Origin of the sequence: Fervidobacterium sp., from assembly GCA_026419195.1 — a bacterium.
Classification (GTDB): domain Bacteria; phylum Thermotogota; class Thermotogae; order Thermotogales; family Fervidobacteriaceae; genus Fervidobacterium.
This window is the reverse complement of the sequence record JANZZV010000004.1, coordinates 138765-154106: the sequence shown is the minus strand read 5'-3', so window position 1 is coordinate 154106 and position 15342 is coordinate 138765. Positions and strand designations below refer to the sequence as shown.

Sequence of the window (15342 nt, the reverse complement as noted above, 5' to 3'; positions counted from 1 at the left end):
TTGTAATTTCCTTACTGTATGATAAAATTTTATTTGAGGTGGTGCAATGAAAAGGGCAAAAGTGATTCTAAAAAAGGATATAAAAAGAAGAATATTAACTGGGCATCCTTGGATTTACGACAACGAAATTGAAAGAGTGGAAGGTGCTTTTGAAGATGGTGACACAGTCGATGTTTTTACTTACGCCCATCAGTTTCTCGGTGTTGGTTATATCAATACAAGATCAAAGATAACTGTTAGATTACTTAGCAGAAAGCCTGTGGATATCAATTATGATTTTTTCGAGCAAAAAATAGCAAGTGCTATTAGAAACAGGTATGCTATTTCTCATCAGGGAGCTTTTAGGGTTATTTTTAGTGAAGCTGATGGTATACCTGGATTAATTGTGGATAAATTCGGAGATTATTTATCAGTACAGTTTAACACTCTCGGGATAAATAGGTATCGTCAGGAAATATTGAGTGTATTAATAAAATTTTTCGAACCTAAGGGCATATTTGAAAGAACAGAAGGAAGTGCAATTAAAAAAGAAGGACTTGATGAGAACATAGGGTGGATTTACAAAGAAGGTCCCGAATTGATACCTTTTGAAATGAACGATATAAAATTTTTGGCAGATACAAAAGGGCAAAAGACCGGTGCTTTTCTTGATCAAAGAGACAATGCAAAAAGATTGATGGAATTTTCTACAGGTAAGGTATGCTTGGATTGCTTTTGTTATACGGGAAACTTTGGCATGCACATGTTAAAGGGGGGGGCAAAACACGTAACTTTTGTAGATTACTCAGAACGTGCAATAGAAATAGCAAAACAAACAGCAAGTATTAATGGTTTCAATAATTGCAGTTTTATAGTTGCAAACGCCTTTGACTTTCTTAAACAGGAGTTTGAGGATTCAAAGTTATACGATATAGTGGTCTTAGATCCACCTTCATTTGCAAAAAGTTCATCAAATAAAGAAGCGGCATTCAAGGGATATAAGGAGATAAATTACAGGAGTATGAAAATTCTCAGGAATGAAGGCATACTTGCAACAGCATCGTGCACACAAGTGATCTCTTATGAAGAGTTCGAACACGTAATTATTGATGCAGGAATAGACGCGAAAGTGATGTTGAAGTTACTTTACAAAGGCGGTCAATCTTTAGATCATCCCCAGGTTTATAATATCTTGGAAACTATATACTTAAAATTCTTGATTTTGCAGATAGTTTATCTTAACAAAATTTAGTTCTCAAGGAGGATTTAAAAAGTATGAATAGGCAGATGTTGATTTTATTGCAACTTTTGTCTTTGTTTAATATATTGTTTTCTGGTGCATTAATACTTACTAATAATTCGATAGTTGATGAGGCAGGCAATCAGTTTAAAAATGGTGCGTTCCTTGATTTGCTTTTTGATGGGAAGAATGTGTATTATATCTTACAAGATGGTATTTACACGTTAGATGGTAAAACAAAAATTGATATTAAAAACGCTCAAAAGGTTGGTACGAATTATGTTTTGGCTTCTTCGAAGGTTTATAAAATCTCGAATGGTACAGCAACTGTAGTTGCTACAATTAGTTCAGCAATACAAAATATTCACGTAAAGGATGGTTTTGTCTTAGGAATTGAAAAAGGACAAGTAACTTGCTATTACGAAGGAAAAATAGTATGGTCAATGAGCACGATTGTGAATAGCTTTAAAGTAAGTGGTAATTACCTTGCTGCATTTGGTGCCCAAACACTATTAATTAACATATCGAATCCACAGTACTTAAAACTTGAGAGAATATACCCACCATTCAAAGATTATGCATATTTTTCTGAGTATCATGCATTTAGTGACGGAACAAAGATATACATATACAAAGGTCCGTCAAGATTGAGTACAACCTTCCCATATAAAGGTCCACTTTTTTCTGATGGTGAAAATCTTTATTCAGGTAACATTATAGTAAATGATGAATTGCTTCAGAAGGACTTGAAATTCTACGTTAAGTCTCTTGTTCCTTACCCTTCAAATGGTGGTAGTGAAACAAAAGTAGAAACCAATATTCCACAAGAACCAATCAAACAATCTCAAACTGACACATCTATGAATATCACTCAACAAAGTCAGCAACCGACTCAATCGGTCCAACAAGAAGCTCCCGAAGAGCAAACAATTGTGAAACCAGTTGAAAGCAAACCTATACAGAGAACTCCAAAGCTTTTTGAAATGGTTTGGAAAGTGATATTGAATGACCAAATTTCTGGTAAACCAGCAATTAAGGGAGAACAGCTTTATATCCCATTGTTAAAAGGTTCAGTTATAAACATATCTGGTGGAAAAATCGATTGGACCTTTAGAGCAGGATTTGTAGTTGTTGGTCACGTGACTGTTGGTAATAACATCTACGTGGTTTCATGGGATGACACAGTTTATGCAATCAATGAAAATGGAGCATTAAACTGGAAAATTAAGCTCGATAGTGACATATCTCAGGGTCCTTCATGGGATGGTTACAATTTGTATGTTCTTACCGATAATGGAACAGTATACGTAATTCGTGATGAAATAAAGAGTGGAAGAATTGTCAGCTCGTACAAAACAGCAGCGTATCCAGTTCTACCACCATCCGTTTCTCTTGCTGGAAAAATTTACGTGATAGATGGTCTTGGGAATTTATGGCGAGACAAAACATCAGTTGGTTTTGTTGGAAAAGTCAAGAATCTCCCTATATTATACGAAAATCATTACATCACAAAAGAACTTGGCTTTACACTAATAGATGAGCTGGGTGTATCTTATCAATTCATACCACTTGAACGAGAAACTCAAGTTGTGAAAGAAAATAAAAATGTTTTTGTAACGATAAACGATCAAGTGATCGATGCTGTACTTGGAAGAAACTATGTATATGCCATTGGGAACAGTGGAAGGTTCTATGTAATCGACAAAGATACACGAAAAACATTGTTTACAGATGTTGTACCTGGAGGCAAATATATAGGACTTAGTAATGGGTATCTTTACGTATTCGGCAGAGAGATCAGATGTTATTACACAAACGATAATCCTACAGGTTTTTGGAATAGTTTATACGCCAATCAGTTTAACTGGAACTCTGCGGTTAAATAGGCTTTGACCATACAAAGCGGAGGTAACAATGTGAAATTTTTGGGTGAGTATAATTACTATGCTGTCTGTGCACCAGTTTATCAAGACAAGCTTATTTTTGAAGTCCGCTCTCCTTACGTCCCTCAACCGCTAGAGGTATCGTTCCCGGGTGGTCGGATAGAAAATGGTGAAACTCCGTATGTTGCAGCAGTGAGAGAGCTTAAAGAGGAAATAAATGTAGATGTTTTGAGAAAAATATCTGACATTGAACCTATAGTTACTCCATTTAACACGGTAGTATTTTCCTATATAGTGGAAATAGGCACTTTGGACTTTAGAATTAACAAATTTGAGGTATCAGAAGTTTTCACTGTACCAATAAATTTTTTTGCTGAGCCTTATAAAAAATCAACAGTTGATATTATTTTACAACCTCCAGACGATTTTCCATACGATTTGATACCAAATGGTAAAAATTATCCGTGGAAAAAAGGTCGTTATGAAGTTATATTTTACAAATGGAAAGATTACATAATATGGGGAATTACTGCTCGGATTGCTAAGCGAACGTATGAGATATTGAAAAATGGGTTATAGAATTTTTTTCAAATCAAGGGGGATAGGTTTGTTATGTTTTTCAGTACACAATCAACTGTACTGGTTGGAATCACTCCAGTCCTTGTGACTGTGGAAGTCGACATTAATACAAGATCTGTTAAGAGAGATATAAATATCGTTGGACTTCCTGACACGGCTGTAAAAGAGAGTAAACAAAGAATTCTCAGTGCTTTCAAAAACTCAGGAAATGTATTACCCAGTGGATTGATAACAGTAAATTTGGCTCCGAGTGATATCAAAAAGGAAGGCACATTCTTAGATCTTGCAATAGCCCTCGGTATTCTTGGTGCTGCAAAGATTATTAAATCTTTCGATAGCATAGTAATTGGTGAACTTGGACTTGATGGTACAATAAGAAAGGTACGCGGTGTCTTGCCAATTTTACTGGAATTTCAAAACAGCGACAGAACTTTTATAATTCCGCAAGAGAACTTTCTTGAAGCTGCCGCTACAAAATGCAAGTTTTTGTGTTTTTCAAATCTTCAGCAAGCAATCGCTACTCTTAAAGACGGACAAAGTTCGTATTATCAAACTCAAGGGAAAATTGAACTAAGAAACACTTGCGCATACGATGAGGACTTTTCTGATATAAAAGGGCATGTTCTTCCAAAGCGAGCACTCGAAATAGCAGCTGCAGGTGGACACAATCTTTTAATGGTTGGGCCACCAGGTACTGGCAAAACCATGTTTGCCCGTCGATTTCCTACAATTCTTCCACCAATGGACGAAACAGAGATAATTGAGACATCAAGGATATACAGTGCTGTTGGTATGCTTAATTCGTCACTTGTAACTCAAAGACCATTCAGAAGTCCGCATCATACTTCAAGTACAGTAGCAATAATTGGTGGTGGAACAAATGTTAAACCAGGTGAAGTAACCCTTTCACACAACGGCGTACTTTTCCTCGATGAGCTTCCAGAGTTTAGGAGGGATGTTTTAGAAGCACTCAGAGAGCCTCTCGAAGATGGTGTAGTTACTGTATCGCGATCGAAAGGTACACATACATTCCCTGCAAACTTCCAATTAATAGCTGCCATGAATCCATGTCCTTGCGGATATTACGGTGACAAAGAAATAGCATGCAAATGTTCTTCATATGAGATTAAAAGGTATTGGAAAAACATCTCAGGGCCTATACTTGACAGGATAGATATTCAAATACAGATACCGAGAGTAACTTACGAAGAATTGCGTAGTAAACATGGGGGAGAAAGTAGCGAGAAAATAAGAGAAAGAGTTATAAGCGCAAGACATAAACAGGCTCAAAGATATAAGGATGAAAAAATTAAACTAAATGCTAAATTAAATCATAAAATGATTGAGAAATATATAAGACTAACAGAAGAGGCAGAAAATATGCTCAAAATATACGCAAAAAAGTTTAAACTCTCAGCGCGGGCGATTGATAAAATACTAAAAGTTAGTAAGACAGTTGCCGATCTAAATGACTTAGAAATTGTTGATTCAAAATGCGTTAGTGAGGCTATCCAATACAGGTTTACAACTATCGATCCTGACTTTTTGTCTTTCCATTCATAATTTAGTAAACCATTCAAAAACTTTTACATTTTGCACACTTGTTAGGGATGGAGGATTCAAATGAGAATAGGCATCATATTTGGTACAAGACCTGAAATTATAAAGGTTGCCCCAGTTTATCTAAAAGCGAGAGAAATGGGAATTGATGCGGATTTTATATGTACTGGTCAACACAGAGAAATGGTTGATATGATGAAGGATATCTTTGGTATTGATTCAGATTATGACATGAGCATAATGACTCAAAACCAAACACTCAACGAAATTGCATACAAGGTAATAGCCGAATTTGAGAAGCTATTGAAAGAAAAAAATTACGATTGGATATTTGTTCAAGGTGATACGACGACAGCTATGGCAGCATCGATTGCTGCTTTCAACAGAAGAATAAAAGTTGGTCATATAGAGGCTGGTTTGAGAAGTGGCAATCTGTATGATCCTTTTCCAGAAGAAATGAACAGGAGAGTAATTGACCAAGTTTCCGAAAAACTTTTTGCACCAACCCAACATGCGATGAACACACTTCTCAAAGAAAACTTTTCCATCAAACGTATAATAGTGACAGGTAACACTGTTGTAGATGCCCAGATGTATGTTATTGAGAAATTCGACTTAGATAGTGTAAGAAGAAAATTTATTGAGCATACAAATTATTTTGTTGTAACATTGCACAGAAGAGAAAACATAGGTGAACGCATGAGAAACATATTAAGGGCAATAAGAAAATTTTCAGAAGAAAGAAAAATAGAGTTTATCTTTCCTGTTCACAAAAATCCAAAGGTTCGTGAAATTGTTTATAATGAGCTTGATGGATGTAGATATGCTCATCTTATTGAGCCGATAAATTATTTAGAAATGACAGCATTACTTAAAGACTGCCTGTTTGTAGCAAGTGATAGTGGTGGATTACAGGAAGAGGCTCCTACTTTCAAAAAGTTCATAGTTGTATGCAGAGAAACAACAGAAAGACCCGAGGTTATAGAAAGTGGTTTCGGAGTGTTAGCAGGAACAAATGTAGAGCATGTCTACATTAGCCTTAACAGAGCTCTTGAATTTGTACCAGGTGATAAAATGAATCCATTTGGAGATGGAAAGGCATCTGAGAGGATTTTGAACGCAATTTATTGATTTTGAATTAAGAAGTTTTGGTTAAAGTAGAAAAGGTTCGTTGTTGTAAGCAACACCGTGTTTGATTGATTCACTTAAGTGAATCAAAATTTGGTTTATTAAAAGCTTAGACTGGATAGTCTTGTATGAAAATTCAACAACTTTTTTTGAGATTTTCCTTACATTTAAGCAAGAAGCAAGAAAGTTTTTTCCCACCTCTACCTGACTTTCTTGCCAATTTATGAACTTTTGATCACTACAGATCTTAAAAAGCCTAAGAACGAACCTGTTCCATAGGAAATATGGAGGGTCAAGAAAGCCAGTACAGCGTAGGTAAAAACCAACAAATTATGGTGCTTCAAAGAAATTTTAAACGAAGAATAAATTATAAGGGCAAAATACAAAACAAGTGGAACAAGTATCAAAATAGAAAAAACGCTTGGTAGGGATATGAATGACAAGCTCATCATAGATAAGAACAAATAAATAACGAAAAACAAAGGTATTAAATGTCTTATTTTGTAAGCTTTTTTAACAAACCTTGAACTGTAAGTTACCCAGAATCCATTTGAAAAATTATTTTTCCAAAGCTTGCCATAGGTATCTCTTGCAAAATAATATGAGCGTGCTTGAGGAATAAGCATTATTTTGTATCCTGCTCTTTTCAATCTCAAGTTAAATTCGATATCCTGATTTCTTATAAGCTTTTCATTGAAAAGACCGACATTTTCAAAAATTTCGCGTTTATATATTCCGTATGCTACTGTATCAACATAAATCTTGGTCGGTGCACCTATTCTGTACTTGGCCCCGCCTATTCCAAAAGGATTCTTTAAAACCTCGCTTATGGCAACTGCTTTAGGAGAATTGTATCTTGGAGTTACTTCCATAACACCTCCCGCAACGTCACATTCACCTTTTTGTATTGCATCAACACACTCTGAAATATAATTTTCCGAATATCGAGCATGTCCACTTGCAATCATTACATAATCTCCTGTGGATTTTTGAATGCCAATGTTCAAACCAGAAGGCGTGTGCATCCGTGGATTTTCAACTATCCTGATTTTATCACCGTATTTTCCTACATAACCTTGCACAACGTCAACCGTTTTATCAACACTCATCCCGTCAACTATGACAATTTCAAAATTCTCGTACGTATTACTCAGTAGACTTTCTATACATTTACCGATCGTATGTTCTTCATTCCTTACTGGTATAACAACAGATACCTTCTTAGATCTTGTTTCCAAAAGTTACCACTCCTTCTAAGTAAGCTTAGTCCGAATTTTGCAACAAATTGCCACTTACACTAAAACAATTTTATCTCACATTCTCAACGTGTAAACCTACTTCTCTTTGAAAAACTCATCTTAAAAACCAACAAATATAATTCATTGTGCCTAAGTAAATTTTGTGAAAAAATTCTAAAAATACTCTTGACTGAAAGCAAAAACAGGTTTATCATATTCGTGAAAAATATAACGTTATTATTTTCACGAAAAGATAGAAGGTACTAGTACAATGTTTGTAGATGGGTTGGAGGTGTGGTTGACGTGACGAGAACGTTTGATAAAGTAGAAAAGATTTTGGAAAAATATGGCTACAAAAAGGAGATGCTTATCAAAATTCTTCTTGAAGTTCAAAAAGAGTACAGACACATACCAAGAGAAGTCGTTAATTACATAGGTGTTGCTCTTGGTATACCTCCTGCGAAAATATACGGTGTTGCAACATTTTATGCACAGTTCTCGCTAAAACCTAAGGGAGAGTATACAATCTTGGTTTGCGATGGAACGGCATGCCACATGGAAGGTTCAATGAATTTAATAAAAGCTATTGAAGAGGAAGTTGGTGTTAAACCTGGAGAGGTTACTCAAGACCTGAAGTTCAGCCTCGATAAAGTTGGTTGTCTTGGCGCATGTGCTCTTGCACCTGCGATGGTTATCAATGGTGAAGTTTATGGTCATCTCGATGCGCAAAAAGTTAAGGAAATCTTGAGAAATCTCAAAGAAAGGAAGGCTGAGTAATATGGCTGTAGCTGTTGAGAAAAAGTTCAATAGTGCAAGTGAGTTGCTTAAACATATAGAAAAGTTAAGAGAACAGAGGGAGAAAAAACTTCAGAAGTTATCGGTTTATGTTTGTGTTGGTACAGGTTGTACTGCAAGTGGTTCAAGAAAGGTTTATGCAAAGTTTGTCGAAGTTGTGAAGGCAAAAGGGCTTGATGTACAGATCGAAAGGATTGACGAGAATGAGGAACCAGTAAAAAGAACAGGTTGTTGTGGACTTTGCTCACTTGGTCCTCTTGTAAAGATTATGCCATCTGGGATTACATACAGTCATGTGACTGTCAATGATGTTGAAGAGATAGTTGAAAAAACTTTGATCAAAGGTGAAGTGATTGAAAGGTTGCTCCTTATCGATCCTATTTCTGATAAAAAAGTTGTACGTCTTGAAGATGCAACGTTTTTCAAAAATCAAACGTTCTACATTATGGAAGCTATTGGCACAAGTGAATGCGAGAGTATAGAAGACTACATGGCACGTGGTGGATATGCAGCACTTGCGAAGGCACTTTCTATGGATAGAAGAGGGATAATAGAACAAATTAAGGCATCAGGATTGAGAGGACGTGGTGGTGGAGGATTCCCCACAGGTCTTAAGTGGGAAGCTGCTTACAATAGCAATGGTGATATAAAGTATGTTGTATGCAACGCTGATGAAGGTGACCCAGGAGCATTTATGAACAGAACCTTACTTGAAAGAGATCCACATTCCGTGCTTGAGGGTATGATAATAGCTGCTTATGCTATAGGTGCTCAGAAAGGATATGCATATATAAGGGCAGAGTATCCAATTGCCGTTGAGATGTTTAATAAAGCAATTGAAGATGCAAAAGAATACGGGCTACTTGGTGAAAATATACTGGGTACAGGATTTTCTTTTGAGTTGTATGTAAAAGAAGGTGCCGGAGCGTTTGTTTGTGGAGAAGAAACTGCTTTGCTCGCCTCTATTGAAGGAAAAAGAGGAGTTCCAAGACCAAGACCACCGTTCCCTGCCCAGGCAGGATTATGGGGCAAACCAACACTTATTAACAATGTCGAATCATATGCCAATGTACCAAAAATATTAAGAGACGGTGTTGATAAGTACAGAAAATATGGTGTTCAAGGTTCACCAGGTACTAAGATGTTCTCTGTAACAGGTCCTCTTAAACTTACGGGTATTATTGAAATCCAGTTTGGTACAACGCTTAGATATATTCTTGATAATATATGTGGAGGAACATCAAATGGACAAAAGATAAAAGCAATACAAATTGGAGGTCCATCTGGTGCGTGTTTGCCTGAAGAACTTTTCGATTTACCACTCGATTATGACACGCTAAAATCCGTTGGAGCAATGGTCGGATCTGGTGGAATCGTTGCAATAACCGAAGACAGATGTATGGTTGAAGTCGCAAGATTTTTCTTAGATTTCACAAAGCGTGAATCGTGCGGTAAATGTGTGCCATGTAGAGAGGGAACAACTCAGGCTTACAATATCCTTGAAAAATTCACTCAAGGTAAGGCGACATACGAAGATCTTGATACACTTGAATATGTGTCAGAAATTGTTAAAACAGCTTCTTTATGTGGACTTGGAAAAACAGCTCCGAACCCGATAATCAGTACACTGAAATACTTTAGACAGGAGTACATTGATCATATTGAAGGTAGATGTCCAAGCGGTATGTGTACAGCCTTCCAAAAGTACGTAATTATTCCAGAAAAATGTAAGAGCTGCAGTTTGTGTGCAAGAAGCTGTCCAAACGGCGCTATAAGTGGAGAAAGAGGTAAACCTTATGTAATTGACCAGGAAAAGTGTATAAAATGCGGTTTATGTGTGACAAAGTGTAAATTTGGCGCTATCGAACTTATTAGCTAATCCATTTGTAACTTTTTTGGGAGGGTGATAGATAATGAAAGTAGTGGTTAATGGAAGAGAAATTGAAATAAGGAACGATGCAAAAAATATGCTTGAAGCCTTAAGAGAAGTTGGAATTGAGATACCAAATCTGTGTTATTTGTCTGAAACATCTGTTTACGGTGCTTGCCGGATGTGTCTTGTTGAAGTAGATGGAAAAGATATTGTGACTTCGTGTACACTTGCTCCAAGAGAGGGTATGCAGATAAGAACTCATACACCAAAGATATATGAAATGAGAAAGGGTATACTTCAATTATTACTTGCATCACATGATGGTGATTGTACTACATGTGAGATGAATGGCAAGTGCAAGTTACAAAAGTACGCTCAAGATTTTGGACTAAATTCAAACAAGTTTGAAAAGATTTCAAAAAAGACCATAACAGATGAAAAATCAATAATTGTAAGAGATAATTCAAAATGTATACTTTGTGGGGATTGTGTCAGGGCATGTGATGAATTACAAACAATAGCAGCAATAGATTTTGCTTACAGAGGTTTTGAAGCACAAGTTGTTCCATCATTTGAGGAAAAGCTTGAAAATACTGAATGTGTCTTTTGTGGTCAATGTGTAGCATATTGTCCAACGGGAGCGCTTTCAATCAGAAATGATATAGATAAGGTTTACAAGGCAATTGAGGAAGGAAAATATGTTATAGGTATGATAGCGCCGGCTGTAAGAGCATCGCTGCAAGAAGAGTTTGGACTCGAAGATGATATAGCGATGGCAGGTAGAATGGTCTCGGTAATGAAAATGATAGGATTCAAAAAGGTATTCGATGTTGCTTTCGCTGCAGATCTTGTAGCTTACGAAGAAGCTCATGAGTTTATGGAAAGGCTTGAGAAAGGGGAGAAACTACCGCAATTTACATCTTGTTGTCCAGGTTGGGTTAAATTTGCCGAGCAATATTATCCTGAATACTTGTCAAACCTTTCAAGTGTGAAATCACCTCAGATGGCACTTGGTGCGATAATTAAAAGATATTATTCGAAAGAAATAGGAATAGATCCGACGGATATTGTACTTGTATCGATAATGCCGTGTACAGCAAAAAAATTTGAGGCTGAAAGGGAAGAATTTGTAGGTGATGTTGATATAGTTCTTACTACAAGGGAACTCGTTAAATTGTTTAAATCTACAGGTATGAACATAAAAATGGTTGAACCAATGCCATTTGATAGACCGTTCGGACTTTCTTCACAATCAGGTTTGAGCTTTGGAAAATCTGGAGGAGTACTTGGTAGTGTTGTTAAAGTAATTGAAGACAAAGTAAACGTCAAGAATATAAAATTTGAAGAAATTCATCAGGGAGTCACTTCAACAGAAATCGAACTTGAGAATGGTAAGCGTGTTAGAGGCTTAGCAGTATTTGGACTTGGTAATGTTAGAAAGGTTATTTCTGAAATAAAAGAAGGAAAGTTACAAGCTGATATTGTCGAAGTTATGGCATGTAACTTCGGATGTATTGGTGGAGGTGGGCAACCATATCCAAACGATGTAAGAACACGTACAAGGAGAGCAAAAATACTAAAAGAAACACAAAGTGTTGATGTACTTATCTCACCAACTGAAAACTTCCACATGAGAGAACTTTACACAAAGTATTTTGATGCACCACTAAGCCACAAAACACACGAAATAATACACACTGAATACAAACACAGAAGAAGGATAGGAGAAAAGGAAATAGATATTCTTCCTCTTCCTGAGGATGTTGAAGATAAGATAAAAGTTAGTGTTTGTCTGGGAACTTCATGTTATTCAAAGGGGTCGTATGAAATACTTGAGGAACTTATCTTTTTATCTAACAAAGAAGATTGGGCAAAGAATTTGGAAATAAAAGGAACATTTTGTGTAGAGAATTGTGGTAAAGCACCAAATGTCGTTGTTAATGATATAATAGTTGACGAAGCAACAGTTGAAAAAATAAAAGAGGTGGCTTTGAATGAAATTGGAAGAAAGAAAGGGGATACTGAAGTTTCCAAAAGCAACATTTGAAAGGTTGAAACTTTACCATGCATTACTAACCCAAATAATGTTGGAAAGAAAACGTGAATACATACTCTCGGAGGAAATCGCAGAGGCTTTGAGAATTACACCCGAGCAAGTTAGAAAAGATTTTTCGTTCCTTGAAACAAATGGTAAACCAAAAGTAGGATACTATATACCAGAACTACTTGGTGAATTAGACGAACTTTTCGGAACAAAAGAAAGGGAAAACATAATCATAGTTGGAGTAGGTCATTTGGGTAAAGCATTAGCAAACTACAAAGGTTTTAAAGACATAGGTGCTCAGGTAGTTGCCTTATTCGATAACGATCCAGAAAAAATTGGACAAATGGTTGGAGAATTTATGATACTCCCACTCAAAGATTTGCCAAGAGTTATACGTAGATTTAAAGTAAAAATCGCTGCTATATGTGTTCCAGAGAAAGCAGCTCAAGAAGTTGCAGACTTGCTTGTTGGATACGGAATAAAAGCGATATGGAATTTTTCAACAAAAATACTTAACTTACCAGACGAGATCATTATTCAAAATGAAGATATAACAAGAGGCTTGCTTGGTATAAAGCATATGTTAGCTGAGAGAGCAAATATTGAAAGATAATCTTAACAGGGAATTGTTATCAACTGATTAACAAATTACAAAATATAGTGAGGATGCGACCTCACAACGGCCACCACACCTTCCCACCCCGGTTTTACCGGGGGATTTTTTTATTATATATAATCTTAAATTCGCGTAATTTTGAAGCAAAGAGGCTTAATTAAGAACCGCTGGAAAGTAAAAGCCTGCGAGGATGAAAACATAAACCATTTACATGAATCACGCTGTTTGATTTCCTAATTTTTAGTTTTCTTAGATAGAAATTTAAAACATTATCAATCGATTCAAATCTTTCCTAACTTTCTGTAATACTCCTCGGTCAATACATCAAACAACATGTCCAGTTCTTTCAGTCGAGCTTCTTTAATTTGTTCTGGTAAAGGTGAATTTTGTACGTTTCTTCGAATTTGGTAATACCTGTATGAGGCTGTTGAATAATCACTGTCTAGGGTTAACCCAAAAACTTTAAAAGCCTTTCGAAGTGTTTCGTCTTCAATGTTTGGTACCTTTTGTTTGTGAATTTGCCTGGGTCTTCCTACCTCAGTAGGAGATTCTGGTGATGTGAAAAATCTGAATATCAAAGCAAATGTGTATATTAGTAGTATTATTGCAACGATTCTTAAAACCATAAATAGTACAAGAATCATGCTTTTCCCCCTTTGTATGAGTTTACGACATTTTAGAATAGTAGTCAGTTAGTACTTCATAAGCTTTATTGATTTCTTCAAGTCTCTTTTGCCTTTGTGCTTCATCCATTTTCTTTGAATTTATTTTTTTAGTTAGTTCGTAGTATCTTTCACTTACTTTTGTATAGCTAACGTTTGGTGATAATCCAAGTAGTAGAAAAGCTTTTTGGACGTCTATTGACAATGGTTCGGATTGTTCTAAGTTTGTTTGCTCAGAATCGATCTCGTGATTTTCCTGTTGGTTCTGTTCGTTCACATTCGGAAGACTAGTTTTATGTTGTTTGTCAGATAGATTTTTGGTTTCTTTTGTTTGTCTTATTATTTTAAATATTGTTCTTAGAATTCCGTAAAAAAATAATATTTGAATTAATACAAAAAGCACCGGGACGATGCTAAAGGTCCCAAGTGCTGGACTTAAGAAACCCAGAAAAAACAAGAAAACAATCACAAGAAGTATAATACAACCAATAGCATTTAATTTTCGATTATCTGTAGGCATGTTATTTTATCGTTCCTTTCTGTATTATTGATTCACCCTCAACATAAATTACAAATATTGCTGAAGATTTGACTTTCTTCCCGAGCATATTGTTTATTAATGGCTCTAAGTTTATCAAAACTCCAGCAAAGTATTTTGGATCATAGTTTGCAGTGAAAAATGTTTTGTCTCCAGGTTTGTATTTGTTTGGTGATGTTGAGTATGTAATCATTCTGTCATTCTTTATAAGTATGTATGTTTCTAAGTTATCCTCGGCTGTCAAAACTCCGTATCTATCTGAGCCGATATTTACGTATTTTTTCACTTCGTCTGGCATTTTAAAGCCTGATCCAAAAACTACCGAATAAGCAGAAATACTTGGAGTCTGCTGTTGACTGTTCTGGTTTCCTGTATTCATCATCTGCGAAAATACACTTGCAACATCGGCACAAGCATACATTACTCCAGACACCTGAACGTTTGCTATATTTAAAAAAGACATTATTGAATCAATTGTGGATTTTCTTAAGGCTTGTGGTATTTCTCTGTTTACGAAAATTAAGAAATCTCCTCCAACGTTTTTGTCAGCAAGTATGTCTATTGGTTTCTTGTTTTGCAAATCTTTGAGGGCGTTCTTTGCTTCTGTCGTTTTTGCGTCGATTTTTTGATAAAATGACAGCCCATTACCTTCCACTTTCACGTAACCGTAACCCTCAAAAGCAATTTTTCCATCCACAATGTTTGTGTAAGTAACTCCAAGATTTCCTTTTAGTATGTTTTGTAAATTGGTAGGTGCTTTTCCACCGCCAGTCTGCACCTCAGAGAATATGAAGTAATTTTCGACAAACTTAACTTTTTTTAGAGTCTCTGCTTCTAAGAATGTTTCAAGAATTTTTCTCATTTTATTTGTGTTTTTGACAGGACCAAGCACTACAGTTATGTTTCCGTTGTTATCTGTTGTGACTAGCAATTCTTTGCTAAATAGATCGAAATCGTCTTTTGTATACTTCAATGAAAGAAGTTGTTGTTCCAAGATACCGGTAAACAAAGATTCCAATCCTATACCTGTGTCGGCAAGTAATGTCTGTCCGATAGGTGTGGCTTTGAACGCATCATACGCTTTTGGCAAATCCGGTACGTAAATAAGTGTAGAATAATCTTTCGGTAAAAACTTTAGTGCATTTGCAAAAGAATAGATAACCGTCAATAATATAACCACACTTGTTAGTAACTTTTTCATCTTTGC

Annotated in this window: 13 protein-coding genes; 9 read left to right on the top strand and 4 right to left on the bottom strand. The window is 35.9% G+C overall.

What is annotated here, in order from left to right:
* Positions 1-46: 46 nt before the first annotated feature.
* The 5 genes from N2Z58_04305 to wecB are packed head-to-tail and all read left to right on the top strand — an operon-like array spanning position 47 to position 6372.
* Entirely contained in the window at positions 47-1231 is a 1185-nt protein-coding gene (locus N2Z58_04305; GenBank protein MCX7653882.1) for a class I SAM-dependent rRNA methyltransferase, read from the top strand.
* 23 nt (positions 1232-1254) lie between these two features.
* The gene (locus tag N2Z58_04300) at positions 1255-3105 is read left to right on the top strand and encodes a PQQ-like beta-propeller repeat protein (protein ID MCX7653881.1); all 1851 of its coding nucleotides are present in this window, start codon (positions 1255-1257) and stop codon (positions 3103-3105) included.
* Positions 3106-3135: 30 nt separating this feature from the next.
* Positions 3136-3681, top strand: coding sequence for a CoA pyrophosphatase (locus tag N2Z58_04295; protein MCX7653880.1), 546 nt, complete (start codon positions 3136-3138; stop codon positions 3679-3681).
* Positions 3682-3714: 33 nt separating this feature from the next.
* On the top strand, positions 3715-5244 hold the full coding sequence (locus N2Z58_04290) for a YifB family Mg chelatase-like AAA ATPase (protein ID MCX7653879.1): 1530 nt from the start codon (positions 3715-3717) through the stop codon (positions 5242-5244).
* A gap of 60 nt (positions 5245-5304) precedes the next feature.
* Positions 5305-6372: a UDP-N-acetylglucosamine 2-epimerase (non-hydrolyzing) gene (gene wecB, locus N2Z58_04285; GenBank protein MCX7653878.1), complete on the top strand. Its 1068-nt coding sequence runs from the start codon at positions 5305-5307 to the stop codon at positions 6370-6372.
* 218 nt (positions 6373-6590) lie between these two features.
* On the opposite strand, the gene N2Z58_04280 is transcribed toward wecB, so the two are convergent.
* Entirely contained in the window at positions 6591-7607 is a 1017-nt protein-coding gene (locus N2Z58_04280; GenBank protein ID MCX7653877.1) for a glycosyltransferase family 2 protein, read from the bottom strand.
* Between the two features lie 303 nt (positions 7608-7910).
* On the opposite strand from N2Z58_04280, the gene nuoE reads away from it, so the two are divergent.
* The 4 genes from nuoE to N2Z58_04260 are packed head-to-tail and all read left to right on the top strand — an operon-like array spanning position 7911 to position 12932.
* Positions 7911-8384 (top strand): NADH-quinone oxidoreductase subunit NuoE, encoded by a 474-nt coding sequence (nuoE, locus tag N2Z58_04275; GenBank protein MCX7653876.1) that lies wholly within the window; start codon positions 7911-7913, stop codon positions 8382-8384.
* A gap of 1 nt (position 8385) precedes the next feature.
* Positions 8386-10281 (top strand): NADH-quinone oxidoreductase subunit NuoF, encoded by a 1896-nt coding sequence (locus N2Z58_04270; GenBank protein MCX7653875.1) that lies wholly within the window; start codon positions 8386-8388, stop codon positions 10279-10281.
* 34 nt (positions 10282-10315) lie between these two features.
* Positions 10316-12322 carry a [FeFe] hydrogenase, group A gene (locus tag N2Z58_04265; GenBank protein ID MCX7653874.1) on the top strand — a complete coding sequence of 669 codons (2007 nt, stop codon included), beginning with the start codon at positions 10316-10318 and terminating at the stop codon, positions 12320-12322.
* Positions 12270-12932, top strand: a complete 663-nt coding sequence (locus N2Z58_04260) for a redox-sensing transcriptional repressor Rex (GenBank protein ID MCX7653873.1) — start codon at positions 12270-12272, stop codon at positions 12930-12932. Before N2Z58_04265 ends, N2Z58_04260 begins: the two co-directional genes overlap by 53 nt.
* Before the next feature lie 284 nt (positions 12933-13216).
* Here N2Z58_04260 and N2Z58_04255 read toward each other — a convergent pair whose 3' ends face one another.
* The 3 genes from N2Z58_04255 to N2Z58_04245 are packed head-to-tail and all read right to left on the bottom strand — an operon-like array spanning position 13217 to position 15336.
* Positions 13217-13579: a hypothetical protein gene (locus N2Z58_04255; GenBank protein ID MCX7653872.1), complete on the bottom strand. Its 363-nt coding sequence runs from the start codon at positions 13577-13579 to the stop codon at positions 13217-13219.
* A gap of 22 nt (positions 13580-13601) precedes the next feature.
* Positions 13602-14117, bottom strand: coding sequence for a hypothetical protein (locus tag N2Z58_04250; GenBank protein MCX7653871.1), 516 nt, complete (start codon positions 14115-14117; stop codon positions 13602-13604).
* A 1-nt stretch (position 14118) separates the two neighbouring features.
* Positions 14119-15336 carry a hypothetical protein gene (locus N2Z58_04245; protein MCX7653870.1) on the bottom strand — a complete coding sequence of 406 codons (1218 nt, stop codon included), beginning with the start codon at positions 15334-15336 and terminating at the stop codon, positions 14119-14121.
* Positions 15337-15342 lie beyond the last annotated feature (6 nt).